Consider the following 26,031-nt stretch of genomic DNA (forward strand, 5'->3'; position numbering starts at 1 on the left):
CAGTGAGTAATTTAGCTATCAGTGAGTAATTTAGCTATTAGTAAGTAATTTAGCTATCAGTGAGTAATTTAGCTATCAGTAAGTAACTTAACTATCAAGTAATTTAGTCATCAATATTTTCGCTATCAATAATTTAATTTTCGATAATTCTTGGCTGGTCATGAAATATTAACAATAGAGAATAAAAGATAAAGCAAAGACAAAGGAAAAATAAAGAGTTGTACTGAGGATCATGTTAATATGCTTCTTCTGTCAAACGGAGTGAAAATGAAAATCGGTCTGGTAATACATGGTCCCGAAGTTATTGATTCGGGAGAGGCTAAAAGAGTTTTTGACAAGCTTTCCTGTGTGGGCAAAGTCGAGGCGAGGCTTGGCGGAACAATGGGAAAAGTAGCTATCCTGGATGCCGGACTTGAAAACATTATAAATATAAGTCAGCACCAGAAGCCAAGTGCCTGCATTGAATCGCTTTTCGAAACCTCAGACCTTGTATGTCTCCTGAACCGTGGAAAAACTATTGAAACCGGGAAGGTGTTTGGAAAAATGGTTGCTGTCCGGCTTAGAGAGCCGGAAATAAAACCTATTATCCAGATCGAAAGCCCGGAAAGTACCGATGGAATTCTGATACCTCTTAATAAAAAAGCCGGAGAATATGGAGAATATCTTGAGAAGCTTTCTGAAATCCTGAGGCTTCCTATGGAAAGTCCTTTGTCCCTTCAAAGTTCGAGAGTTCAAAATTCTGTTCTTGTAGAAAAGTGTCCGGGAACAGGCAAAATCCAGGTTATACGCAAGCTTTCAGGCGTTTTTCCCGGAGAAAATATTCTGGTAAACGGAACCGTGATTGGAAAAGCCTTTTCTTCCAAAGTAAGCATAATCTCAGAAAACGGCTTTATTGTCGCAATCGAAGGGGGAGAAATAAAAGAACATGGGCTCGAAAAACTTCATAATTATGAAAAAAGAGACCCTGTTGACCTTGCAAAAGCCTGGGTAAAAAGTGGCGACCTGAGAAGAAGCAATTTCTCTCCCCTGCAAGGCCGGAAACTAAACGTTCGCGGCCAGAATTCTGGTTTTTCTTCCAGGCCAGCCGCAGGAAGAGTCGTACTTATAGACCATGCTGCGGAAGATACTTTTGAGCTGGCTGTCGATGCTGAACTTGTAGTTACCGTGGGAGATGACACCACAACAATAGCAGGCGACATTCTCTTCAGGCTTGGAATCCCAATTTTAGGGATCACGGACGGAGATTGTGACAGGCTTGCTTGCCAAACGGCCATTTTTCCAGGTTCTATTGTGCTCAGGCTGGCAGCGGGAAATGACGATATTCTGGGTAAAAAACTGAAGCAGAAACTGCTAGGTGGAGAAAATTCTGCGGTTTTAGAGGATGTGTATGCTTTTAAAGAAGATGTGCTGAAACTTGCAGAGCCCTTGATTGAAGCTGTTTTTGAATACTGATAATAAAAGAATAAGAACTCATTGGCTGGTTCCTGATACTGATTCTAACCCGCACGAGTTGCATCTCCCTAATTGTGCCTTGGGAGTAACCTGTCCGTTTCACTTTCTTCGCGCACTCAAATGGACCAATCAAAGTTTCATTAGCTCACATCACAGCAAGTTGCGGGGTATTCGACTGAAATTAAACAGTAAATTGAAATGAAGTAGAAAGTGAAGTTTTAAAATGAACTCACTTGTGTTAATATCTTTTTTCATTTAAAAATTCATATTCTTCTTTTGAATATTTATTAATTTTAGCATTTATTTCTTCAATGCACTCGCTGATAATTATTCTTAACTTCCCCGGTTTGAACGCATTATACATTTTTTGGAATAAATTTTTTTTCGCTACTAATATCGGTGGTATATTCCCACCTATTGATACTATACCTTCTCTTCCACATGAAACGTGACTAAGAAAAGCGGTTCTAATCTTTTCAATTTTATCTGGAGTAGTTGCATTTTTTGCTAAATTTATCAGTGTTTCTATCGTTGCTTCTTCGAATGGTAAATATTCAGATACCGCAACAGCGGAATAAAAGTCTCCTCTTTCGAGTTTATGCATTATATATTCTTCTGCATATAATTTATTGGAGGAACTGTTTCGAATACCTATAACTGAATCCATTACAAAATTAATTGACTTTCCTACAAGATAATTGTCGTCTTGATTCCAAAGTAAAAGACTATCCAATAACTTATCATAATCATCTAATGAATAAATATGATTACCAATTGACTCTAATCCGTCATGTGGAATTCCTTGATATGTTGAGTAGTAGCCAATCTTTTTTTGATCAAAAATGCGAGTTTCTAAAAATGAAATTACAGTATCAATGTCGCTAAAAGAATAATCTAACAGTTCATTTGCGTACCAATCTAATTTAGAGGTACACTTTAATTTTTCAATCAAATCTCTTTTAAAACTCCTTAATAGGCCAGCATCAACTATATTTTCATATTTTTTGATATTACCAATTTGAAAAAATATATTCTGGGGTAAAACAGCGTCAAAATTTGGTTCTGTTCTGATTATCAATTGCAGATATGAAACGATAAAATTGAATTCATTTTTTGGGCCATAAATAAAATACAGAAAGTCAACAACTAATTTTCGAATATCGGAGTTTCCTTTTTCTATAAGCTGTATTATACAAGAATCTCTAAACTCAACTGGGTTAGTTCCAATAATTCTTAAAAATGTATCGATTTTTCCAATATCTACATTGGGGAGATTAGAAAATAACTCGTCATATAGTTCTTGAATGAATTTTTCATTTCCACAAGATATTGCGAAATCAATGATATTTTGGAATTTGCCTGGAACTAATTCCCACAATGATTTATTTTTTCGAATTGAGATAAATATATCTGGATTTATTCTTACCCAACAATCAATTATTAGTGATCCAACTGAATTTATTTTTATAATTTGATGAAGATCACTTAAATACCCTATTATTTGAACGCCGCTGACATATTTATTATTTAGTGAAATAGCTAAATGTTTAACGTCCTCGGACTTAAGCTTAAAGTTATGTAGATAATTATTAATGTACCAGTTCCACTTTTCTTCCTTAGGTACCTTACTCTCAAGTAAAGAAAAGTCTTCTATAACAAAATCAACAGAATAAAAATATTTAAATACTACATACTCTATATTTTGAGGTAATTTTTTAATAATTCACTTACTCCGTCAGTACCTTCTTTTTCAAGAGCCCACCATTCCAAAAACAGTTTTTCTATATTATATAACACTCGAAAGTCTTCATCAATTGAAATATGATTGCTTAATTCATTAATCAGTTGACTTCGTTCATTACGAATTTCAGTAGCTAATGATAATCCGTTTTCTGAAATGGAATGAGTTCTACCAATGTTATTTATAATTTCAATTGCAGATAATCTTAAATTTAGATTATGATGATTAAGCATCGTTTTTACGACTGCAATTGCCTTTCTCCTTGTATAAATTAATTCAGAATTTGCCTGTAAACTAACAGGTCTCCAAGATGTTTTTCCAAAACCATAATCTGAAACTATATGGGTACCTGAAAGTAATTCAGACAAAGCAGATGATATATTTTCAACAATTGGTTTATCTGAGTTAATCACCCAATTTTGCAAAATCTCTAGAGTAGAATTAATTAAGGCAAGATTATTTTCTGTAGGTGATATTGATGTAAAAATCAATTGATTTGGTTTATAGCTGTCATAAGTACCGTATTTTACTTTTTTATCATATAGTTCACTTATAAACTCCAAAACGTTTTCTCTCGAGTGCCCACTTATTAATAATCTTATTACGATTGGCCCATAATTATCTGTAGTAGGGTAGACATTGTTTAGCCATCGGTGATCAACTTCGGAAATTTGTGGTAATGGAGAGTCTAAGTAAGTGTACATTAAATCCAATGTTTTATCAGGAACAATATGAACAATTTTTTGTAACAATTTTAATTTTTTTATTCGAGTATATCCAAAATCATTGTCAGCATTTTTAACCCAGTCATTTAATAATCCAGAACAATATTTTTTTAAGATCGGGGGATTATCAAATTTCGAGGCCGCTGATAAATTTATAAACACTTTATCAGTAGTTACAAAAATCCATTTTTCTATTAGTTCTTTTAAAGTAGATTCATTAGCAATTTCTTTTAAATTGTAAGCCAGATATAAATCTCCCTTCATGTCAGGATTAAATCTCAAAGAGTTACCAACGATTCTTAATAGACCAATTTTTATGAGAATATCAAGTGATTTGGTTATTTTTTCTACACTTTGTGAACATAGAACACTTAGATTTTTCACTATTTCATCGTCTTTTTGCGAAAAAGGAACTATGAGAGAGAGATTTAATATAAAATTTTTGATGATTGAAGCTTCAAGAACACCATTTAAACATTTTTTAGCTTCATAATTAATGTCATTGACAAAGTTATTTTTAATAGTGTTGAATTCAATTACTTGATCATTTTTAATTTGTTTTCCAATCCACACAATCAAATAAGGATTTAAAAAAGTATTGACGATTATTTCTTCATCGTCTATTCGTTCTTTTCCTGCAACAATTCTCAAAAGTTGAATTAAATCTTCATTAGACCATCTTGTGATCATCAGTTCTTCACGAGAATTTTTGCATGGCAGTTGATTTATTATTTCATTGATGCCTTGTAATCCAGATGTTCTGGTTGACAGAATAACTTTAATATTTTTATTGATATATGAAATATAAGACAAAAGAGGTTTTACTTCTTCTGGATATCTATCGGCGTCGTCAAAAATTAATAGATATTTTTTATTTTTAACTATTTCGTTTGATATTGCATCGTTGATTTCTGGAAATCCAGGAGTTACAATAAAAACTTCTCTATTCAAATCTATCTCATTGATAGTAGAGGCAATTTCCCTTAGTAAATGAGATTTTCCATAACCTCCAGGGGAATGTATTATAAAAATATTACTGGTTTGAGAAAGTATAAAATTTCTGGCCGTATGCAGATAAGCTTTAAACGTAGGAATTTCAGAAGATAATGCTGGAATCAAGTCAATTTCGTTTTTAGAGAAATATTCGCACCAGTTTACAAATTTATATATCTTTGGTTTTGAAAGAGTATCTATTGAGTTTCTTATTTCTTCTGTGTTACTTTCAATTCGGTCTATTTTATCTTCAAGTAAATTCAAACGGAATTGTGTTTTTGCATCATGAGCAGAAACAATTCCCTCTGAAACGGCTTCGTTTAATGTTAGTTTGCACCCTTCAATTAAAATATTAAAAAGATTAGATGCAAAAGAATCACAGTTCTCAGTTTTTAGTTCAAAATTGAGTGAAAATAATAAACAAAAATCATATTTTATTTCTTCAAGACTTTTATGTACTAATCCTTGATCAAAAATTTGTAGAACTATTGATTCGACATCATCGGATTTCAAAAATAAAGATAATGATTTCGCTTCGATTTCTGGAAATTCTTCAAATAAAATTTTCGTTTCAATGATTGATTCGAAGTCCGTCTTATTAATCAGTATGTTTTCAATATCTTTATTAAATATTTTTGAATATGCTAGTTTGAAAGACTCTATAACCAAACTGGGTACAACATTTGTTAGCATTGAAGAAATAACAGTTTCCATATAATAGAATACAACTTATTTAAATTATTTAATTATATTGATGTCATTTTTCCGATCGTTTAATTACTTCGTTTTTGATATTCTTTCTTTTGACGGGCCGCCAGACAAGCTGGCGGAGGCTTCCTATTTATTGTGGATTAAAATATGGTTTCACGGTATAAGGGAAGTATTTCTTAGGTAGGTAGTGGATTTGAACGTTCATTTTTAATATTCTACCATTTCTTGCATGCGAATAATAGGGATGTGAATCAGAGTTTAACTGGAAGTAATTTTAACATTTAGTAACAAACTTTAATTTAAATAAGACATCGAGGTTTATTACTCGAATATTTGTGACACTACACACCACTCTATGAAACTAATTATAAAATTATAAAATAATAAAATAATGTTACAAAGTATCTTATACTATAACACTATTTTAATGCTGAAACTCAGATCACCACCAATACTATCCTGTTATCTGTAGCAACAGGACCGTGTGGACAGATTTTCGTAATGACTGTATTGTATCTACGGAAAAGTCAACCTAAAACAGACATGATGAATTATTTCTGTATGAATCTTTAAGTTTTATTAATTGTAAACAGGCGGGTAAAATGTCAGATAACGTATTTACTCACATTATCAGGATTATTTGGCTAGTTGCCGTTATAATTTTTTTTTTGTTAATTACCCTTCCTTTTATAGCGGAATATATCTCAGGAGACAATATTTTAAATGAGTCCATTGGGCCATCAAAAGACCTCGAAGCAAACATATTGCTAACTGAAAATGAAAAAGTAACTGTTGTATTCAAAACAGAAGAACGGGCTTTAAATTCAGAATCGCTGAATCTATCCTTAGTTGATCCGCAAAAAAAAGAGCTTTTCTGGGAAAAAAGCTTTGAAAAAAGCTTTACTCCTATTCCATCTGATGAGACTGGGACACAAAAGGAAGCTATGACACAACAAACCATCGATTTCTTTTCATTTACACCGAAAGCATCAGGAATATATCATATCAAAATAAGTAACGCTGATTTTCCTACAGATGTCAAAATAGTCTCAGGAATGATAACTCCATCCGAACAACCATCCTACATACCCTTACTATTAATATCTCTTATAGTCATGTTTGCTGGCTGTTTATTCAAGAGTATCAGAATGGGCTTTAGAAGATTTTCATTTAGTGGAGCAATCAATTTTATTATATCTCTATCTCTGAGTCTGATTACAATCTATAAAATAATTGGTTTATAATTTAGCTTGACTATGCCACATTACAAGGTAAAGCTTCATCATTATACTTCATAACCAAATATTTGTTTGTGTTAAAATAGAAGTTGATAGGGAAATAGGGGATCTTATTTGAATATAAAGGTGAAACTTCAGGATGCTGTCAATGCACTTAATTATAGCAGTCTTTCCGTATCGAATAAAAAAGAAGAAGAAACCTGTGCAATTCTGGGTCTTCCTTGTAGAAAAGTGAAGAAAAATAGTTGGCAAAATTACAAAGTTTGTAAACTGAGCATTGTATGAGAATCCGATTTTACTATTTTTCAGTTTTGTACTGGTACTGTAAACCTTATAAAGAACTCAGTCCCAGAATCTCTTTTTAATTCAACTTCTCCTAACTGATCTACCAGGGTTTCCACTAACTGCAATCCAAGAGAATTGGAGTTTTCTAAACTAAAGTCTTCAGGAATACCAATCCCGTTCATCCACATGCTGAAGTGGAGATAACAATGATAGTGCTTGAGGGAGAATTTACTAACAAAAACATGTGAAATAAAGGAAAAGAAAAAGGAGAAGGTACAGAGAAGAGGAAACAGAGAAGAGGAAACAGAGAAGAGGAAACAGAGAAGAGGAAACAGAGAAGAGGAAACAGAGAAGAGGAAACAGAGAAAAGTAGACAGAGAGAGGAGACAGAGGAGAGGAAATAGAGACGAGGAAACAGATAAAAAGAGGCGTTAAATGAGTCAGGAGCAGCTTGAGAGAGAAAGTAACAAAAATGAGCAACCTCGGAGAGGAAGTTATGGAAAACGGGCACAATCGGGAGAAATTGAACAGAAACAACCTCGAAGAGGAAGTCATGGAAAGCAGGGATCGTCGGAAGAACCGGAACAGGAACAGCCTGAGAGAGGAAGTGACAGAACGCCAGATCAGCCAAGGGAAGTTGAAGAAGAACAACCTGGGAGAGGAAGTGACAAAAAAGAAGAACAGCCTGGGAGAGGAAGCGACAAAAAAGAGGAGCAGCCTGGAAGAGGAAGGGGCTGAGGAATATATAATCATAAAAAAGCATAGGCTAAAGTTAAAAGCAGAATCAAAAGGATTCAACAGATATTAGCTGGGCTGCAGTTAGAAACAAATTGAAGTGAGAGGTAAAAACAGTAATAGAGAGGGATTTCTCTCTCACTTCTTTTTGTTTCTGATATCCGGAACCTAAATGAGGAATGGCGAACCTCATTTCCGGTTCTCTTGAAACCTCTCCTAACTAAAGCTTGAGGAATGGCAAAAAACCTCAGCAGCTTTTCCATTCAGGCGGGGTTTCGGATTTGTGGAGGGCAGGGCTGAGGAATGGCGAACCTCGTTTACCTTGCTCTACGTTTTTGCTAAATGCTACTCATGAACCCCATTCAATATTAGCATTTAGAACTGCATGATATAGAATATCAATCACATATAAAACATAAGTGGAAATGATTTTTTTTTTTCTTTGATGTAATCAAGAACACTCAAAATTTTCAAGTGGCTTATCCCCAGATTAGACTAAAATTATTCCAATCAGTAAATATTTATTAAAGTATTCACAACTTGACCACAAAGAATTTATATCATAAATTTCAAAATTACTTAGTTAAATTATACCTCATGTTCAAACTACTTTTCTTACACTCTTCTTTTTACTACTTCCTTTTATATTTCGTTCTCTGTATGAGCTCATTCCAGAACCAGTTTTATTCTTAAATTCAAGGATCTTAATTAAGATATCAATTGTTACTAAAGTTTTTACTGTTTCAAGAGCAATGCCATTCCCTTTTGCCATAATTTTTTTCAGCAGAGTATCTCCACATATCCGCAAGATTTCTTGCCTTAAGATCCAATGACCCCGGCTGCATGCAGGCAAGGTTACTGGCATCTAGCTGGTCTTTTTAGTTGATATTAATAGTAGATATCTATAACTTAGATTTATATGAAAATCAGTCATACATTGATTTCGTAATGAGTAGACTGGTTTAAATATAAAAATAGTAGTCCAGGTAGTCGAAAGTTATAAAATTTATAAAAATAATATAATAAAGAATGGTGTATAAATACTAATTATTAACGTCACCTTCAGTAAAGATACACAACATTAATTTCTTGGACACAGCTTATAACACTAATTTTCGGTCTGAAGGTTTGAACCTCAAAAGACTTGATAAATCAGAAAATGTGGCCAAAAATTCTGAGGAAAGGGGGCAAATTTAGCGTGCCGGATACATCGGATATGTTGATTTTCTGGACTGTGGTTATGTTACGTTTCTTTATACCACTCGCTATTCCCAGATATCCTCTGCCGGCAGTAATCGCTTCTATGGTCCTTGATACCATAGACCAGACAATTTTCCAGCAGTTTACGAGCCTGCCTCTGGAAGGTTACCAGGGCTATGATAAGGCGCTGGACATTTATTATCTGGCGATTACATACCTTTCAACTCTTCGAAACTGGTCAAACCTTTTTGCCTTTAAGATGAGTCGTTTCCTTTTTTATTACAGAATGGTCGGAGTAACCCTTTTCGAAATAACACACCTGCGTCCATTATTGCTTATTTTTCCCAATACCTTTGAGTATTTCTTCTATTTCTATGAAGGAGTCCGCTTGAAATGGAATCCTTCAGTGCTTACAAAAAAGAAATTAATTACGGCTGCGGCCCTGATCTGGGTCTTCATAAAACTTCCACAGGAATACTGGATCCATATTGCCAAACTGGACACAACCGATTGGATAAGAGCCAATCCTTCAAACGCTCTCATTCTGATTGCATGGGCTCTCTTTCTGCTCGGCATTGCATGGGCGCTGCTTCGAGACCTGCCTCCAATGAAGCCTGGTTTTGAAATTGCAGCCGACTCTCTTCCTGCCGCTCCAGAAGGTTTTTCCGGGCAAGTACGTGAGATTAATTTTCCGGTACTTAATTCTGCAGAACGTTTTTTCAATACCGCGCTTGTCGAAAAAATAGTGCTGGTATCCCTCTTGAGCATAATTTTTGCCCAGGTTCTTCCCGAGATACGTTCAACCAACTTCCAGCTGGCGATAGGTATGGCCATCATTATAATAATAAACACTGCATTGAGCCACTGGCTTGCAAAGCATGGGACTCACTGGAGGTCTATAATCCGGGAATTCATAGTGATGACCATGGTGAACTTCGGCATAGTCCTCGCATTTGATTTCCTGCTGCCCAGATATGACGGTTCGATCAACCTTTTTAACGCGCTATTTTTTGTCCTTCTCCTTACCCTGAACGTAACGCTCTATGACAGGTATCGTGTGGTACATATAAGGTATAATGTCGATTGAGGGACTGGCAGGAGAATGGGGAAAAAGTATCCTCTTCAAATTGAGTGGAAATTGAGGAATTTCCACTCAAATATGAAGAGATGCTATCTTTTTGATTTCGTATCCTGAAAATACTTTCTTGCATGATTTTATCCAGTGAAAGACCCTTTCTATTGCACTTTTCTTCGTGTATTTTTCCGTCTACCTTTATTGGTCTTCTTATCTTCTTTTTTTGGTTTTTTTGTTTAGTATATTGGACTTTATTCCTCTTTTTCGGTAACATTTTCTAATCTTAGCTGTATCCTTAGCTGTATCATACATTTCTTCAGCTGTCACTTTGGAAGGTCCGGAAACAGGCCTTCATGTATGTGATTTCTATGATGGAAGATAAGGTTCTATGGATTCCCATAGAACATCATCGATTTCATAAAATAATATAAAACAATATTTATAATTTCTAACTATTGGTTTCTGGATAGGCACAACAAAATTATATTAATAAGTTCGCCCCAGAACTTAAAATTTGCTTCTTAGGCCTTTTATTTTGAATAATCAATCAAGCTCATGATCATGAAAACAATTCTGAGAATTCTCACTGATTAAGAATAAAGTGGCTTTTGGTATAGGCTCAAATCTAGCACTAAAAATAATAATTTTTTAAAATAACATAACATCATTTAGAAAAATTAATATATGAATAATATAAAGTATGATAAAATTTAAAGTTTGTTTGAAATAATATGTAATTAAAAAAATAATAATCGACTTACGTAATTAATTACTATATATTCCAGCTAATGGCTTTAATAGTTGCCAGAAATTAAAAACTTATAGAGAAATTATGAAGAGATGGGCGAATAAATATGCTGTTAAAAAGCAGTAAATTGAACAGATTTTTAATATACGCTGCAGGACTCTTAATTCTTTTTATGCATATTTCTCCTTGCCTGGCAACTTACAATTTTGAAGGTGTTCCTGATCAGGACGAATTAACCGAAATTACATCAGGGACGGTAAAAGGCGGACTTTACGTTGATGGAGGAGAGGGACTTAAGGAAACCCCTTATGTTCAGGAATTCAATATTCCGGGAGATTCCGTAAAATGGGCCAGGGTATATGTGGGTGTATGGGGTGGTACAGAAGAAAAAACCGGAACTGTGGATCTTACGATAAATGGAAAAGATTTTGAAAGTGTGGACTTGGAGGGTAAAGCAGATTCGGGAGATGATGAGGGTCAGAATCCATCAATATATTGTTCTGGGCATGGAGTATATTGGTTAGCTTATGACGTAGGCACAAACATAAGCACCGGACCTGTAAAAGTGGAAGCAAAAACTGAAGGGGACATTGATGGCAGAGTATATGGTATAGTCCTTACTGCTGTATATGAAGATAAAGAAGGAACGAATACAAAGTACTGGATAGAGGAAGGAAATCTGAACCTTCACGGTACAGGATGGAGTGGGGATATGCCATCAACGCATGACGAGGGATATGCCAAGTTTTCTGGACGTATAGATACGGATGAGTACAAAACTGCAACCCTTGCTGTAGCTTATCTCTGTGGCAGTAAAGGGCTTGATGACTCTCTCTACTTTAACGATGAACAGCTATCCGATGGGGATAACAAAAACGATATTGCCGATTCAAAAAGTTATTTTGATTTGAAATTCTTTGATGTACTGGACTTTCTTACGGAAGATGACAACGAAGTTAAGTTCCAAAGAGATGATGAAGATTATGTCCATCCTGTATTGGCCGCGCTAACTTTGGGAACAGAAGAAGCTGGAACCTCCTCTGATCTCATAGTCTCTGGACTTACCTTACCTGTGCTCTGCACAGGCAAAGATAATGTCATCAAGGCAAACATAAAAAATATCGGAACAGACCCGGCAAGTAGTTTTCAGGCAGCACTTTATGCTGATGATGAAGTAGTATCCACTGCTTCCGTATCTTCTCTTGCCAGTGATAAAAACAAAACTATAGAGTTTAATTGGAAACCTGCCAGTGATGGACAGAAGGCTCTAAAAGTATATGTCGACTACGTGAACAAGATAAAAGAAAAATGTGAAATAAATAATTGCAACATTCCTGTTCTTGCCAAAATTGTCGATATGAATCCACCCGAGATTGAAATAAAATCACCTGAAGACGGAAGTTTCGTAGACGCTGGAGAGATAACTGTAAGTGGAACGGTTGAAGACACAAGTCGGAACATAACAGTGGACGTGAACGGAAAAAAAGCCTTACTTTCAGAAGGGGGCTGGAGCGCAAAAGTGCCTTTGGTTTCAGGACCTAATGTAATAACTGTTTGCGCGGGGGATAAAGCAAATAACACAGCAAAGGAAGTTATCGTTATCAACCGAAAAGCTTCTTTCCTGCGTGACTTTAATGAGTCTTCCTTGTCTAAAAATAAAAATAAAACAAGATCTACTAATGAGACTCATCAGATTCCCCAGTATGAAGACCTGTTACTAAATAAGATCGACCTGTCAATAAATAAGATCTATCTATTTATCAAAAAATTGATCTCTAATTGGTGGCAACGATTTTGAAAACCAGGACATACAATCGAAGCCTGTATATAGGGTGTTCTTTTGCAGGTTCTAATAAAATTGGAAAGCAGGCATGTTTTTCCAAATTTTACGTAGTCTCAGGGTTTATTTTGGCTGCTTTGCTCATAAAGTTACAAAACTGGAGGGAACAGTCATGAAGAGAAAAGGTAATTTCTATACAATTGCGGTTTTTTTAATTGTTTTTTACATGCTCATAGGTATTATGCCTGCTGCGGCAAATGAAGATGAATGGAGCAGCCTGACCGTTACTCTCGGAACTGAAAATTCAATAGTAAGCATAGTTTCTGTTGATGAATACACTATTGAAGCATTGAAATTTGATGGTTATGGCATGGTCTGGCTTCGTGTCTCGAAAAACGGTTTGACTCTTGGGGATACGGTCCTGGAAAATAACAGTTCAAGCTGGTGTTATATGGACAATAACAACATACGGCTTAAGGCTTGCAACGTCACCAATATGGAAAACCTTCCTATGTTTTCTAATCTTTGTTCACCTGAAGCAGAAGTAGTTTTTGAAGCAAAAAAGTCCGCCGATGAAACATCTACCGAAGATAACGTGAGTCTGGCACTTGATTTGGAGGCTGATAAAGATGAGTACCTGCTTAGTGACGAAGTAATTGTTGATACGGAGATTCGAAATATAGGGAACATTAAAGCAGACAAAGTAAAATTTAATGTTGACCCCGATGGGCTTCTGGTTCAGGATGGAGGTCCTGAAAATATAACGATTGATAAAGGTTCAAAAAAATCTTTTGAACTTCGTCTCAGGTTTCCAGAAAGAATAAAAGATAATTATAGTATAACCGGAAATGTGAGTTGGGAAGATAATTCCGGTAAACATTTCCTTTCAAAAGTTGTAGACATTTCAGTCAGCGAGCCCCTGAAAATCTATAAATACACAGGGTCCGAAGTTTTTATAGGAACTCCTGCATATGTTACGGTTTCCGTTAAAAACGTTCAAGACAGGCCAGTAAATATCTCATTAATCGACCCGGTGCCAGCAACATTTACAATGATTAACAACTCCGAACTGGCCTCCAGTGTCCTGGGTTTGGATAATTTGTCTTATTTGAGCCAGGATTTTGTGCTGGCCCCGGAAGAAATGAAAACAATTTCTTACTCCATCAAATCCGAAAAACTCGGAGCACACAGGGTACCGCAAACTCATGCATATGCAAATTTATGCGGGCAACTATACAATGAATGTTCAGATTCCGAAGATATAATCACAGTATATGATAATATTTCATACAAAGAATATAATCATGAGACTCAGGTAGAAGAAATATCTCCTGTAAAAACAAAATTGTCCGTTAATCTGGTTCCAGCATAATTTTTTTGGTCTTCATAACTTTATTATTATAAGGCGAGAAACTCCCTTCCTCGAAAACCTGAGCATGAAATGGTTCTAGGGAGAGGTACTTGACTTTCATAACTTTTTATAGTTATAGAATGAGGAGAGATTCAAGAGTTCTATGCTTTCACGAAAGTCGAAGCAAGAAATCCACTGCTTTAGTTGTGGAAGGACTTCGCCAACTCTAACAACATTATTTTCATCGTGTGTTGACTTATTTTAAGTCAAAATTCCAATCATATATGAGCATCTCATGCACAAATCAATGAGGGTTGCAACGGTTCGACGCTACTGGCTTTAGTCAATAAGCCTATTGTCCTCTGCCTCTTTCGAGGAATTTCTATGGGCTTTGTGTAGTCAATGAGCCTATTGTTCTCTACCTCTTTCGAGGAATTTGAAAGCCAAGCCAACTACTTTAGCTGCTGGTAATTGACACCTTATCTGACAATTCTATTGTGAACTCACCGAAGCAGGCAGCAGCCAGGATGAAATGTTGGTAGTTGACAGCTTATCCGACAATTATATTGTGGGGTAAAAAGATGACAAAACAACATGAAATTCTTCGAATAACAAGTACAGGTAAATAAAATTTTAAATAATCTTACTCTCTTTCTAATTTTCCCTGAAAATTTTCAGTTATGATTTATTATTTAAGTAGCCTCCTTCTCATTAGCAGCCCTGAAATCACCAGACATACATATGCAAGGGATGCATTAAAACCAGGTAAAACATGGAACTTTTCTTCATAACTTTTAATTTTAGTCAGATCAGAAGGATTTTTTTCACCAAGGTTTTTAATTGTATTACCAAGACTCTTAGTAATAACTTCAAAACTTCTGGTTGCATTATCAATACTCTTGGTCATAATTACTTGCAAATTTTCAGTGTAATCTTTTAGTTCCTCATCTATATGTGTAGCATTCTGACTAAAATTAAGCCTGTCGTCGATGTTTTCCAAAGATTGCTGCAAGGTCTTGTTGATTTCTATTTTAGTTAAAGGATTTGAAGAGTTTTCTATCCCTTTTGAATAACTACCATTGGAAGAGTTTTCTGTTCCTTTTGAATAACTACCGTTGGAAGAGTTTTCTATTCCTTTAGAAGAGCTACCACTAGAAGAGACTCCTTTAGAAGAGCTACCACTAGAAGAGACTCTTTCAGAAGAACTCTCTTCTAATGTGGAGACTTCAACATGAACAGGAATTATGACCCCCGCCCCAACAGATCTTCCTGGTATGGTGCATGGAACATATATTTTGCATTTAATGTCTGTTTCAGTAGAAGCGGGAACTTTGAGCGTAACTCTAACTTCTTTCGTTTCTCCTGCTTTTAGATCAAAGGAGGAGGGAGAAAAGGTAAACCAATTTTGATAAGTACTTTCATTAACAAAAACATCATATCTTGCAGTTTCATTTCCTGTATTTATCACATATATCTGTTGCTCTGCAGACGTCCCAGGAGCAAGTTTAAAACTCATATTTCCTGGGCTCACTCCAATTCCCATACCATACGCTGCAGTTCCTTGCAATGAGATCAGAAGGACGCTAATGAATAACACAATCTTTACTTTCATTTACAAACCTCACTATTTCCCAGTACAAATTTTATGCATAATTTAAGTTTGACTTTTCACGTTTAGAGAGTTATCTCGTCTTTTGTGCAAATGTAAACGTAGTTCAGTATTCTGAGACGGATTCAAGAGAACTTTCTGCGAGATTCATAATTCTTAACTTCAAGTTATCAAGATTTTCAAAAAAGGCGACTTTTTTTCCTGATAAAATATCCTGCAGAATTAGTCTACCGAACTCGTCATCCTGTCCGGATTTTAAATTCAGGATCACAGAACCCGCAGAATAGGTAACTGAAGCTGCAAGTTCGTCACAGTCACCATCCGTAACTCCAATAATCGGAATTCCAAACCTGGAAAATATACTTCCTGCAATCTCAGTTGTGTCGTCTCCAATGGTAATAGCAATGTCTGCTCCTTCAATCATCTCAAGTGAACGCTCTGCACAGTGGTCTATAAGAATGACCTTAACTCCGTTTTCAGGAGTTGTCTCCATTAAAGAGTTCTTTTTTAAAATAGCAGTTTTTGCCACACATTCGCTTTTGTCTTCAGGAGAGCTTTTATGGCCTTTGAAATTTTCCCGCTGAGTACCGGTTTTTATCCAGGACCTGGAAAGGTCTATAGGTACTCTTTCTCCATGCTTATGGAGAATATCAATACCCTGCTCTTTTAGAATTCCTCCTTCTATTGAGGTCAAGAAACCATCTTCGGATATGAGGGTGACCTCAGAAGAAGTAGCTTTTCCAATAATGATCCCCTCAACAAGTATGTATGCCCCGGGAAAAGCTGATATTCTTCTCAGAATCCGCCTTCCCTGGTTGGTTATTTCAATAGTATTAATCGGACGCGGAGGCTGGGAAATTTTTAGATTAAGCAATTTGGAAAGTTTTTCAACATGGGGTTCAGCAGCCTGATTCCATGGGATGATTTCACCATCGAGACAACCGGGCCTTTCTATCTGTATAAGAGGCTTTTCATCAGGGTTTTCTACATGCGAGACTACGATCCTTCCAAAAGTTCGGCCTGTTTGGAGCTCTCTACCATGGTTCAGAAGGCACACCATGTCATTTGATTTAAAGAGAGTCCCAATACAGGCACTTGGACTTCGAAACTGGTTAATTTCAATCAAGTCTTCCAAACCGGCATCAATAACTGCAACTTTTCCCAATGTACCGCAGAGACAAGCGTCGACAAGGTTTTCCCTGGAGAGTAGTGTAAGAATATTTTTAATTATCTGGGGGGAATCCATAAGCTGGACATTATGAATAACAATTCCAATCTTCATAGATACAAGTCATATAGTCAAACTAATTATACTCATCGAATTAATTTCGTATTAAATAGGTTATATTTCTTTATAATATTTAGTTATATCAATTTTTATATTATCAAAATCTGTTTGGAAATCTTTTATGGTTAAGCTTGTACATCAGATTAATACAACGTGATAAACTCATTTTATGACTATTAAAAAATAAATTACATTTTAAATTCGGGCTTAAATTCGAGCTTGTTTCCAAATAAGTACCTGTAAAAATCAAAAAAGATATATATTCATAATTTATGTTAACTAATAAAAAATAAGTAACATTTAATCTTGTAATCAGCAATGTTTTTTCTTTCATTAATTATACGTTACTGTAATCATAATGCATTGATCTGGCTACGTTTTGGTCTTATCCCTGCCCCATTACAGTAATGGAAAAGGAAACAAGGATTGTTGAACGATGTTTGACGAAGAATTTTCAATGGCAATAAGGCAGTTGCGTCTTAAAAAACTCCGAAGCCTGCTGATACTTCTAGGAATCGCAATTGGAGTAGCATCTGTAGTAGCCGTCGTCTCTTTCGGAGAAGGTCTACGAATCAATGCGGTAGAAGAGATTCAGAAGTCTCGTGACCTGACTTTAATTGATGTTTCTCCAGGTTTAAAAGATAATGGACTCATCCTGCTAAGCGAATCGAAAGTAGAAGAACTAAAAGAATATGGGAATCTGGTCTGTCCGTATGTAAAAGATGCCTATGTTAGTCCTTCAGGGAGCTATTTTGACTTATTTGGTGTTCAGGAAGATTACAGAACTGCAAATGAGCTTGAGCTTGCCGGAGGGGGCTGGTTTGAGAGTGGGCAGAACCAGATTGTACTTGGAAGTGACCTGTGGGAAAAACTGGAAAAATTGGACGGAGCCGAGATAGGGACACCCATAACAGCTAAGTTGCGTCTTTATGGAGCTGATGGGAGACCAATCGATAAGGAAGTAAGCTTTATTCCAACGGGCTATTTAAAGCCAACTGGGAGCGAAATCGACAATGAAGCTTTTATGAGGCTTGGATATGCAAAGGAACTCAGCAAAAAGGAGTATTATGATGGGGCTCTGGTTAAGGTGGAAAGTTCTTCTCTTGTTACCGATACAAGAAAGAAGATCGAAAAACTTGGGCTTGCTACTTCAAGTGCCCAGGACGAAATCGATTCCGTTAACCGGATAATGAACGCGGTGACTCTTATCCTTGCTTTTTTTTCGAGTATTACCTTGCTTGTAGGTGGACTAATGGTAATCAACACTATGGTGGTCTCGGTCTACGAACGAACCCGGGAGATAGGGATCTCAAAAGCTCTTGGTGCTTCAGAATCTGACATCCTGCGAATGTTTTTAGCTGAATGTCTGTTTATCGGGGCTCTTGGTGGGATTTTTGGAGATTTCTGTGGTGTTATTTTCTCGATGCTCATAGATAAAGTAGGAAGACCACTGTTGATATCACGGCTCGGAATTGAAAATATCGGCCACCTGACTGCATTAAACTTCGAGATTCTTGCAGCCGGTTTTATAATCTCTTTATTTGTGTCCGTGCTTTCAGGGCTTTATCCTGCCTGGAGGGCTGCAAAACTGGATCCTATCAAGGCATTGAGACATCTTTGAATGGAATACTTAGCTTTTCCGGGAGATGATTTAGTTGGATACTGGAAAGAAAATCTTGATAATAGGGCTGCTTGGAATCGGGCTTTTGCTCCTTTACTTCTTCTCCGGAAACGGAGGCTGGCAGGGAGATGGTATTCCTCCATATACGATTGCAGAAGGAGTTGTCAGAGGAGAAGTCTATGTTGATGGGGGACATGGCTATACCGGGGAAAACCCTTATATCCAGTATTTCAAACTGCCTTCTGGGGACATCAAATTTGCTAGACTTTACGTACCCGTCTGGAACTATAAAAGCGGGAATAGTATCCGTGTAACTGTCAATGGCAATAACCTTGCAGTAAAGCAGGAGCCGGATTATTCTTCGGCCTGGGGAGTCGGCCTCTATTGTTTACAAATCAATAATTCTCTCCATGATGGAATAAACGAGGTTTCTATCTCTCCTGAAATCCCAGGAGGTGGCCCTTACGGCACTACCCTCGTAGCTGTTTGTGAGAACAGGTCCCTGCCTCCGGTCAAGTTCTGGATCAACGAGGGCAATTATGCTCTTGCGTATACAACTAATAAAGATGATGTAACGAGCACTTTTGAAGGCACATCCCCTGGGAAAAATGCAAGCCTCTATACAATGATTGTAGCAGGCACTGAAGGGGAGAGAGATGAACTGTACTTTGATTCTACGAATATTGGAAGCGATGTTGGCAGGTCTGCTCAGGGAAAGTACTTTGACCTTTTTTCAACTTCAGTCTCGCTGAAGAGTACGGAAAGCTCTCTTCGCTTTGAACGGGGAGATGAAGGCTACTTACATCCCTGTGTTGCAGTCCTCGTTTCTGAATCGGAATCGAATGATGAGTATCTTAAAATACATGAACAAAAAAGCGCAGAAAGTCAACAGGTGCCTCTTCCAGTAATAATCGTCTGCCTTCTAGCTTTCCTTGCTATTGCCATCAGGTTCAGGAAGAGATATGTTCAGGAAGAATAGGTTTAGGAAGAATAGGTTAGGAAGAATAGGTTAGGAAGAATAGGTTAGGAAGAATAGGTTAGGAAGAATAGGTTAGGAAGAACAGGTTCGGAAGAATAGGTTAGGAAGAACAGGTTAGGAAGAACAGGTTAGGAAGAGATAGGTGTGTACATAAAAGGCTTTCTAACACTGATTCAAAAAAATCTTCTTTGGCTAAAAAGTATGCAGTTCCTATCCCACGTAAAATTAGATAACTGAAAATTAATCCTGATACAAATGAGGTAAAACATGAAATACAGACTGATTCTCGCAGCAGTGCTTGCACTGATCCTGGCTGTTTATTTTGTTCCTGGAGTTATTATATCAGGAGCAGTTTCCAGCTCATCGCCTTCCCCTTTTGCGTGTAGTCTGGAGATTCCGCTGGACAAGAGTCAAGCTTCCAATGTTCTTGTAGCGGGACAAACCTGGGAGAGGGCTAGAGTAAACATCCAGAATATCGGAAGTGAACCTTTACACAATATAACCGTACTAATTGAAATTCCACAAGATCTGGAAATCGACATACCTTCTCAACCATATCATATAACAAAGGAAGGACAGAACCTCGAGGCCGAAATTGGGGATCTGTCTCCCGGACAAAGAGAAGGCCTCCTTCTTGATGTAAAACCACCTGCCTCTGTTGAGTTTAAAAAAGAGTTCCCTCTCAAAATTCACGTGGTCTACCTTGAAGGTGAGCAGCAAAGTAAACAATTTATAAATATTGTACCACCACCTTCCTGGCTGACTTATATTACGATCCTGGCAAGCCTCCTGCTCTTTGCTGGCATTCTGATTGCTGTAAAACATTTTGGAGTTCTTGAGCTCTTTTCAACTGTTGACCTGATAACAATAGCACTTCTTGCCGCCATTATTGCCGTAGTGTTCCGGTACATAAGTAAACTCATTAATCTGGGTTGGTTTGACGGCCTGGTTATTGCAATTCCCACAGTTATCCTGATGATAGTAGCCCTGCAGCTGGTCCGAAAGCCCGGAACTGCAACTTTGCTTTTTGCCTGTGTCCTGCTAATCAGTATTGTTGTCTGGGGTTCTCAGATTATGTGGCTGGGTTTCTATCTGGCTGAAGGTGTTATAGTTGACCTTCTTGTCTTCTTATTCGGGATGGATTATGCAGATAGGCGCTTGACAGCTGTGGTCTATGGCATATCAAGAGGCGCGATTTCAACCCTTGTATTCTATATGCTCTATGCCCCCGTTGAGTGGAAGATCTCATATGCACCCTGGTACGTAGGGGTTCAACTTGCACTTGCATGTGCAGGAGGGTTAATAGGAGGGCTGCTTGGCTACGATACAGCTATTAAAATGAGTGGTGCAAGGCTTTAAAATATCTATTAAAATTTTTGTTTTCTAAAAATCTGTAAAAAAGATTCAACTGGGCAGAGGATCAGAATTTTTTTCTGGCCCAACCCCTGCCCTAATATTCCGCAATAATATGTGTAGAGTATGCTTATGTTTACTAATTTTACTTTTATTTTAGTGAGATGAGTTTTTCAAATTGCTACAATATCTGGAAATAGTTTCATTTTGTGGACTTTTGCGGAATACAAGCTGCACCTAAAACTCTTCACCTGCCCATACTTACAGGCGAAGAATTTACAGGAGTTGTATGTTCAAGTAACGAATCTAGGAGGCTTTTCTTTTTTGTGTCCTTGTAGACATATATATGTATGATAAACTTATATTTAACATTTTCTGTAATTTTCATAACATTAGATGTTATTATAATAAAAAGTTATGTTATTTATAAAGAAGAAAAATACTCAGAGGGAAGAACCAAAAGGAATAACCATCATGATTCTCAGAGTGTCTGACTACTATTAGTTAATGAGCCTATCCCAAAACCTATTTTATTCTAAATTATCATGAATTTACAGGATCATTTTAGTGATTAAGTATTCAATTGATTGCTCCAAAAACGAGATCCAAAAATCAAATTTTGAGTTTCTGGATAGGCTCAATAAGAAAAAGAATGACCGTATCTGAGATGCAGCCTGAAAAATGTATTTAATTTTTCGGGTAAGTTCCAAATAGAATGATGGCTCTTCGCTGTTTAGAATGAGTAACTTATATCCATCCCTTAAATGTCGAAGTAGCGCATCTAAACTTTAAAAATGTTTATGGTTGAAACTCACATTCAAACTTGGTGTTTCTCTTTTTGGCCTAGCTACTTTTTAACTGATAAATTATTTTCAACCTACACAAAACAACGAAGAATCAAAATATTGAAAAATTAATATATCTACTATATAAATACGTTAAATTTGAAACAAAGTTGCATGTTTGCATATTATATAACACTTATTACAATTTTTATAAAATTTAATGTTATTTCATTAAAATTATTGTTATCAAAACAGAGCAAATGTGTCCCGGTCAAAGCAGATGATTTGATTAATCTTTATTGAATAATCACAATCGCTAGCCATATCTCTCATTCATTTTTATTATATTTATAAAACTATAAACTAATTTCTTTAACTGGCTACAATTTTAATTTCAACATGAGAAGGCAGTAAGGTATTTTCATAGGACAAGAACCAGGGGTAGTGTCCCTTTTTATAAAGTTGAAACATTTGAATTTTATTAAGAACTGCCACCCAATATTAAATAAATAGTAACAATATATAATTTGAAAATTTAATTTTATATTAAATTTATTCATCTTATGTATATCAAATAAAATTAATGAAAAAAAAAGTAATACTATGTTAGAAAAATTTAAATAAATGTTATGTCTAAAAAAATACTGCCGGAAAAAAGTAAATAGGCAAGAAAAAGTAGACAGTCCAGGGAAGTGGAACGTATTGACTTGCTGACTTGTCTTAAGACCCCTCATATAACCTTTAAAAATATGCCGATCCACATTCGTGAAACAGAGAAAGTGGAAATATATTCCGGCTATCAATCATCTGGACAAGGTGATTAGATCACATGAACACGAAGAATCTGAACAGAAGATAAAAGTGTCTACGTTCAGATTTTTCATTGTCCATTTTGAATGCTCTGTGCATGCTTACTGCACAGTATCGCTCGACGAATTTCCCAAAAAGCGTCGAGGATAACCGGAAGAAGGATAAAAGAGAATCCATTCTCGGATTCCAAAGTATATTATCCAGATTATATATAAACTTACTGGATAGTGTCGCTCGGCGGACCCCCAATGAGCTGTCTGAGGATGGAATAGTACAACGAGTTTTCAACTAAGATGCGGGGACAACCTGCGATTAAAATCAATATTCGAGTAGATTTGAAGGAGAAATTCATAGATGATAAGAAAATCTGATTTAAGTTTGCACATAGGGATGACTATGCTGGTCCTGTGTGCGGCACTGATTCTGACAGCGTTACCGGCGGCTGCTAATTATACGGGAGACAAGAATCTTACCGAAAATTTCAGTGGAATAATTACAGGCGAGATGAACTACACTATAGGTGACAGCTACTATAGCCCCAAAATGTGGAGTAACGACGATTATGTGTACACAACTACTATTTTAGAAGCCATACCGAATAACGCCGAGCCCGTTATAGCAAGGTTATATGTGTATTGGTCATGGAGTTTCAACGACACTGATCCTACTTCTACTAAGTATGACACAGGCGTTCCTTACCCTGAGATGAATGTAACCATTAATGGTGGTCAGCCTCTTGCGTTAGATGCTAGGTACAATGACACCAAGGACTTTGATGGATATAATTATCCCGCCGGGACGTACTGCTATGATGTAATAGGCAACGTTACACCTGGTGGTGTTAAGTCCTATGTTGTGAATATAACTAATTCATATAATGGTGAGTATAATCAGTCATTCAATATTGCGGGTGTGGGGCTTTTAACACTCTACAACTATACATCTTCAGAAAAAGAATACCGGATTGCAGAAGGACACGACATGTTGTATGACAAATACAATACCAGCACCAGTTCCTGGGAGAATGGAATACCACCAACTATGGCCACTAGTTATGCATTTTTAACTGACTTGACCGAAAATGAAAATAATGGAACTCTGACTACTGTCGTTCCATTTGCAGGTACAAACCCACCCGGAGGTACAGCATACAACGTGTTATTCTTTAATGATCAAGAGTGGGTAGGATTATGGGATGGAATTCCAAGAGACAATAATTTTGCATATGAGACTGTAAACGTAACTGTTATAGGAGGCAACAATACTGTCGGATTCCGAGATGGTGTGGACAACGCCACCCATACAACTGACCTTCAGATGGACCCAGCGAATGCGTTCCTGTTGCATCCATTATAATCAACAGTCAAAGTATAATTTTTTAGTAAGAGACAGTCTTTAGCAATGAAATCTTTGCAGGCTACAATTATCAGGAGGTATAAAATAAAGCGATCTCAAATAGCACCAGAAAAACATGACCGTTACCCTCATTCTGCTTGAAAAAGTATGAATATCAGGAAATGTAAAAATGATAGTTGCTTTCAGGATGTAACTGCTTGAATAAAGCAGTACTTCCCATATATTTTTTGATTATTTGTAACTTAACTCCGCCATATAATAAAAACACCGAATAAGCAAGTTTGTATCTTTTCGGGGAAGAGTAAAGTTAGATCCATGCATCTTCGGTTAAGTGAGGAATCATGACAAATTGCGTCGATTTCCTCAACATTTGTCAAATATTATAATAAATTGTGAGGTGGAGCAGAGCATCGATTTCATGTAAATAGGCCAAAATTTAAAACCGGCTCCTAATGCAAAATCGATAGCTTTCAGGCAAAAAAATTTCTTAACCGATGACCAATGAAGTTAGATCCACTTTCCTTACTTGAACACAAATCTAGAATTTATTTGCCTAATTGCCTAAAATTATCCTTTGTGGTATACGGTATTTTAAGCTATTGTCAGTTTGAGAAAATTAATGTCATTTTTTTTACATATGTTGAATAAGAAATAGCGATTACTCACTCTTCCTCTTCTAAGAACCATACGTAAAAGTTTCCCCTAATACGGCTCAAGCATTCTATAATTTTTTCGGTATCAAACAGCAGTTTTTTTAATCAAACGAATTGACCTTTCCTAAACTCAGTTTGTATTGGCGTTCACGGAAATAATTCTTGTCAAAAACGGATTCATTTTCAGCTTTAAAGGAATATTGGTAATGTCTCAAATTTGCTGTAAATTTGAAGTCAAATTTTTGCGTACTATGGAGATAATTGATCTTCCGATATGGAATTTTCTACCCAACAACTTTGTAATATTTATGATTTTACAGAAAAATTGGCACACTGCCGAAATATTTCTACAGATTCTGGTTTTTGGTAAAAGCAACAGACTGTTTCTTTCTGTTCTGAAGTTTCATCTTCGTGTAGCATTTCGCTTCCAGTATTTGTTGACAATCCAATCTTTGGACTTATTCGGATGTCTTCTTTTAGCCCATTTTCACAACAGTTCCCAAATTATGTGATCAAATTTCTGGAAAGTATCCGAAGAAACCACGGAATTATGGTAGTTAGACCAGCCTCTTATTATGGGATTTAGTTTGGCAATTAAGACTTCCTGAGACCATGCCATTCTTTCCGCTATGGTTTAACTGATTGTTTCAGTAAATTTTTTAATGGATTTTTTGGAAGACTTGATCAGAAGAATTACTATTAAATGCACATTCTGGTAGAATTACTTCAACTGAAAGGGACAGATTGAAGCAATTCGCGAAGTAATTTATTGTCGTATTGTGAACGTCATAGTAGTATTGCCTCAAATGGAAAAGGTAGCATAGTGATTCAATTATGGAAGTCGAAGCATTTGTTGAAAACATACTTTTTTATATCTGTAAAATGAATAGCTACAAAGATATACTATATGCTACTTATTTTTTTATTTATGTTATTTATTTCCTATATTAATAGATATAGATGTTATTTTTTAGTAAAATTTATATATTCACAGTCTGTATATCTTTTTTAATAGGGGCGACCTGGGCTCCTATAGTTTAGGCACATTTACATAACTCTACTAATTGTAATGTTCGATGATTACGATTTCAAAAATAAGCCTTTTAGTGCGTTTAAAGTTATACATAATTTAACATTTTAAAGATTTATGTGCTTAAATATGTGAAATTCCGGTAGTAACGGCGCTATGACAAGCAATTCCTTTACAGATGTGAATTTGTATAAAATATTTTTGTAAATGTTTTTGTATTTAATTTTGGTCTTAAAGTGGTGATATCAAAGAAAAAATATGACAAGCATAAATAAAAATGTGAATTTTTATCCGTTTAACTAACTCATTTAGAACATAATCTGAATTCATTGGTCATCGGTTAAGGAATTTTCTTGCCTGAAAGCTATCGATTTTGCATTAGAAGCTGGCCTTAAATTTTGGCCTATTTACATGAAATCGATGCTCTGCTCCACCTCACAATTTATTATAATATTTGACAAATGTTGAGGAAATCGACGCAATTTATCACGATTCCTCACTTAACCGAAGACG

Annotated in this window: 18 protein-coding genes; 12 read left to right on the forward strand and 6 right to left on the reverse strand. The window is 36.1% G+C overall.

All coding sequences use genetic code 11. The features are described from left to right. The first annotated feature begins 267 nt into the window (after nt 1–267). Nucleotides 268–1,452, forward strand: coding sequence for a DUF2117 family protein (locus MSBRM_RS05645; protein ID WP_048156852.1), 1,185 nt, complete (start codon nt 268–270; stop codon nt 1,450–1,452). A 238-nt stretch (nt 1,453–1,690) separates the two neighbouring features. On the opposite strand, the gene MSBRM_RS05650 is transcribed toward MSBRM_RS05645, so the two are convergent. Next, nucleotides 1,691–2,830: a hypothetical protein gene (locus MSBRM_RS05650; RefSeq protein WP_048154978.1), complete on the reverse strand. Its 1,140-nt coding sequence runs from the start codon at nt 2,828–2,830 to the stop codon at nt 1,691–1,693. A gap of 317 nt (nt 2,831–3,147) precedes the next feature. Further along, nucleotides 3,148–5,625, reverse strand: coding sequence for a P-loop NTPase (locus MSBRM_RS05655; RefSeq protein ID WP_141706491.1), 2,478 nt, complete (start codon nt 5,623–5,625; stop codon nt 3,148–3,150). Nucleotides 5,626–6,224: 599 nt separating this feature from the next. Here MSBRM_RS05655 and MSBRM_RS05660 point away from each other — a divergent pair. The 4 genes from MSBRM_RS05660 (at nt 6,225) to MSBRM_RS05670 (ending at nt 7,953) form a co-directional block, all read left to right on the forward strand. Then, nucleotides 6,225–6,866, forward strand: coding sequence for a hypothetical protein (locus tag MSBRM_RS05660; protein WP_048154982.1), 642 nt, complete (start codon nt 6,225–6,227; stop codon nt 6,864–6,866). 108 nt (nt 6,867–6,974) lie between these two features. After that, nucleotides 6,975–7,145 (forward strand): hypothetical protein, encoded by a 171-nt coding sequence (locus tag MSBRM_RS20105; RefSeq protein ID WP_155396477.1) that lies wholly within the window; start codon nt 6,975–6,977, stop codon nt 7,143–7,145. 216 nt (nt 7,146–7,361) lie between these two features. After that, the gene (locus tag MSBRM_RS05665) at nt 7,362–7,580 is read left to right on the forward strand and encodes a hypothetical protein (protein WP_048154985.1); all 219 of its coding nucleotides are present in this window, start codon (nt 7,362–7,364) and stop codon (nt 7,578–7,580) included. A gap of 16 nt (nt 7,581–7,596) precedes the next feature. Further along, on the forward strand, nt 7,597–7,953 hold the full coding sequence (locus tag MSBRM_RS05670; protein ID WP_048154987.1) for a hypothetical protein: 357 nt from the start codon (nt 7,597–7,599) through the stop codon (nt 7,951–7,953). Between the two features lie 528 nt (nt 7,954–8,481). Here MSBRM_RS05670 and MSBRM_RS05680 read toward each other — a convergent pair. Then, a complete protein-coding gene (locus MSBRM_RS05680) occupies nt 8,482–8,652 on the reverse strand; it encodes a hypothetical protein (RefSeq protein ID WP_155400459.1) in 171 nt (56 codons plus the stop codon). A 426-nt stretch (nt 8,653–9,078) separates the two neighbouring features. Here MSBRM_RS05680 and MSBRM_RS05685 point away from each other — a divergent pair, with 426 nt between their 5' ends. From MSBRM_RS05685 to MSBRM_RS05695, 3 genes are all read left to right on the forward strand, one after another. Beyond that, entirely contained in the window at nt 9,079–10,167 is a 1,089-nt protein-coding gene (locus tag MSBRM_RS05685) for a hypothetical protein (RefSeq protein ID WP_048156856.1), read from the forward strand. An 842-nt stretch (nt 10,168–11,009) separates the two neighbouring features. Beyond that, nucleotides 11,010–12,701, forward strand: a complete 1,692-nt coding sequence (locus MSBRM_RS05690; protein WP_080941508.1) for a DUF3344 domain-containing protein — start codon at nt 11,010–11,012, stop codon at nt 12,699–12,701. Nucleotides 12,702–12,855: 154 nt separating this feature from the next. Continuing rightward, nucleotides 12,856–14,055, forward strand: coding sequence for a COG1361 family protein (locus tag MSBRM_RS05695; RefSeq protein ID WP_052712716.1), 1,200 nt, complete (start codon nt 12,856–12,858; stop codon nt 14,053–14,055). A gap of 667 nt (nt 14,056–14,722) precedes the next feature. Here MSBRM_RS05695 and MSBRM_RS05700 read toward each other — a convergent pair. Both MSBRM_RS05700 and MSBRM_RS05705 read right to left on the reverse strand, forming a co-directional pair. Beyond that, a complete protein-coding gene (locus MSBRM_RS05700) occupies nt 14,723–15,646 on the reverse strand; it encodes a COG1470 family protein (RefSeq protein WP_052712717.1) in 924 nt (307 codons plus the stop codon). A 103-nt stretch (nt 15,647–15,749) separates the two neighbouring features. Further along, nucleotides 15,750–16,925, reverse strand: a complete 1,176-nt coding sequence (locus MSBRM_RS05705; RefSeq protein ID WP_048119038.1) for a DUF2117 family protein — start codon at nt 16,923–16,925, stop codon at nt 15,750–15,752. A 442-nt stretch (nt 16,926–17,367) separates the two neighbouring features. Here MSBRM_RS05705 and MSBRM_RS05710 point away from each other — a divergent pair, with 442 nt between their 5' ends. From MSBRM_RS05710 to MSBRM_RS05725, 4 genes are all read left to right on the forward strand, one after another. Continuing rightward, complete coding sequence (locus MSBRM_RS05710) at nt 17,368–18,552, forward strand: ABC transporter permease (RefSeq protein ID WP_048119036.1); 1,185 nt, start codon at nt 17,368–17,370, stop codon at nt 18,550–18,552. Nucleotides 18,553–18,586: 34 nt separating this feature from the next. Then, nucleotides 18,587–19,531 (forward strand): DUF3344 domain-containing protein, encoded by a 945-nt coding sequence (locus tag MSBRM_RS05715; protein WP_048119033.1) that lies wholly within the window; start codon nt 18,587–18,589, stop codon nt 19,529–19,531. Nucleotides 19,532–19,798: 267 nt separating this feature from the next. Continuing rightward, complete coding sequence (locus tag MSBRM_RS05720) at nt 19,799–20,890, forward strand: hypothetical protein (RefSeq protein WP_048119031.1); 1,092 nt, start codon at nt 19,799–19,801, stop codon at nt 20,888–20,890. A 1,943-nt stretch (nt 20,891–22,833) separates the two neighbouring features. Continuing rightward, nucleotides 22,834–23,835, forward strand: a complete 1,002-nt coding sequence (locus MSBRM_RS05725) for a DUF3344 domain-containing protein (RefSeq protein WP_048119028.1) — start codon at nt 22,834–22,836, stop codon at nt 23,833–23,835. A 1,140-nt stretch (nt 23,836–24,975) separates the two neighbouring features. Here MSBRM_RS05725 and MSBRM_RS19215 read toward each other — a convergent pair. After that, nucleotides 24,976–25,107: a group II intron maturase-specific domain-containing protein gene (locus MSBRM_RS19215; protein ID WP_080941507.1), complete on the reverse strand. Its 132-nt coding sequence runs from the start codon at nt 25,105–25,107 to the stop codon at nt 24,976–24,978. Between the last annotated feature and the right edge of the window lie 924 nt (nt 25,108–26,031).

The organism is Methanosarcina barkeri MS, assembly GCF_000970025.1.
GTDB lineage: Archaea > Halobacteriota > Methanosarcinia > Methanosarcinales > Methanosarcinaceae > Methanosarcina > Methanosarcina barkeri.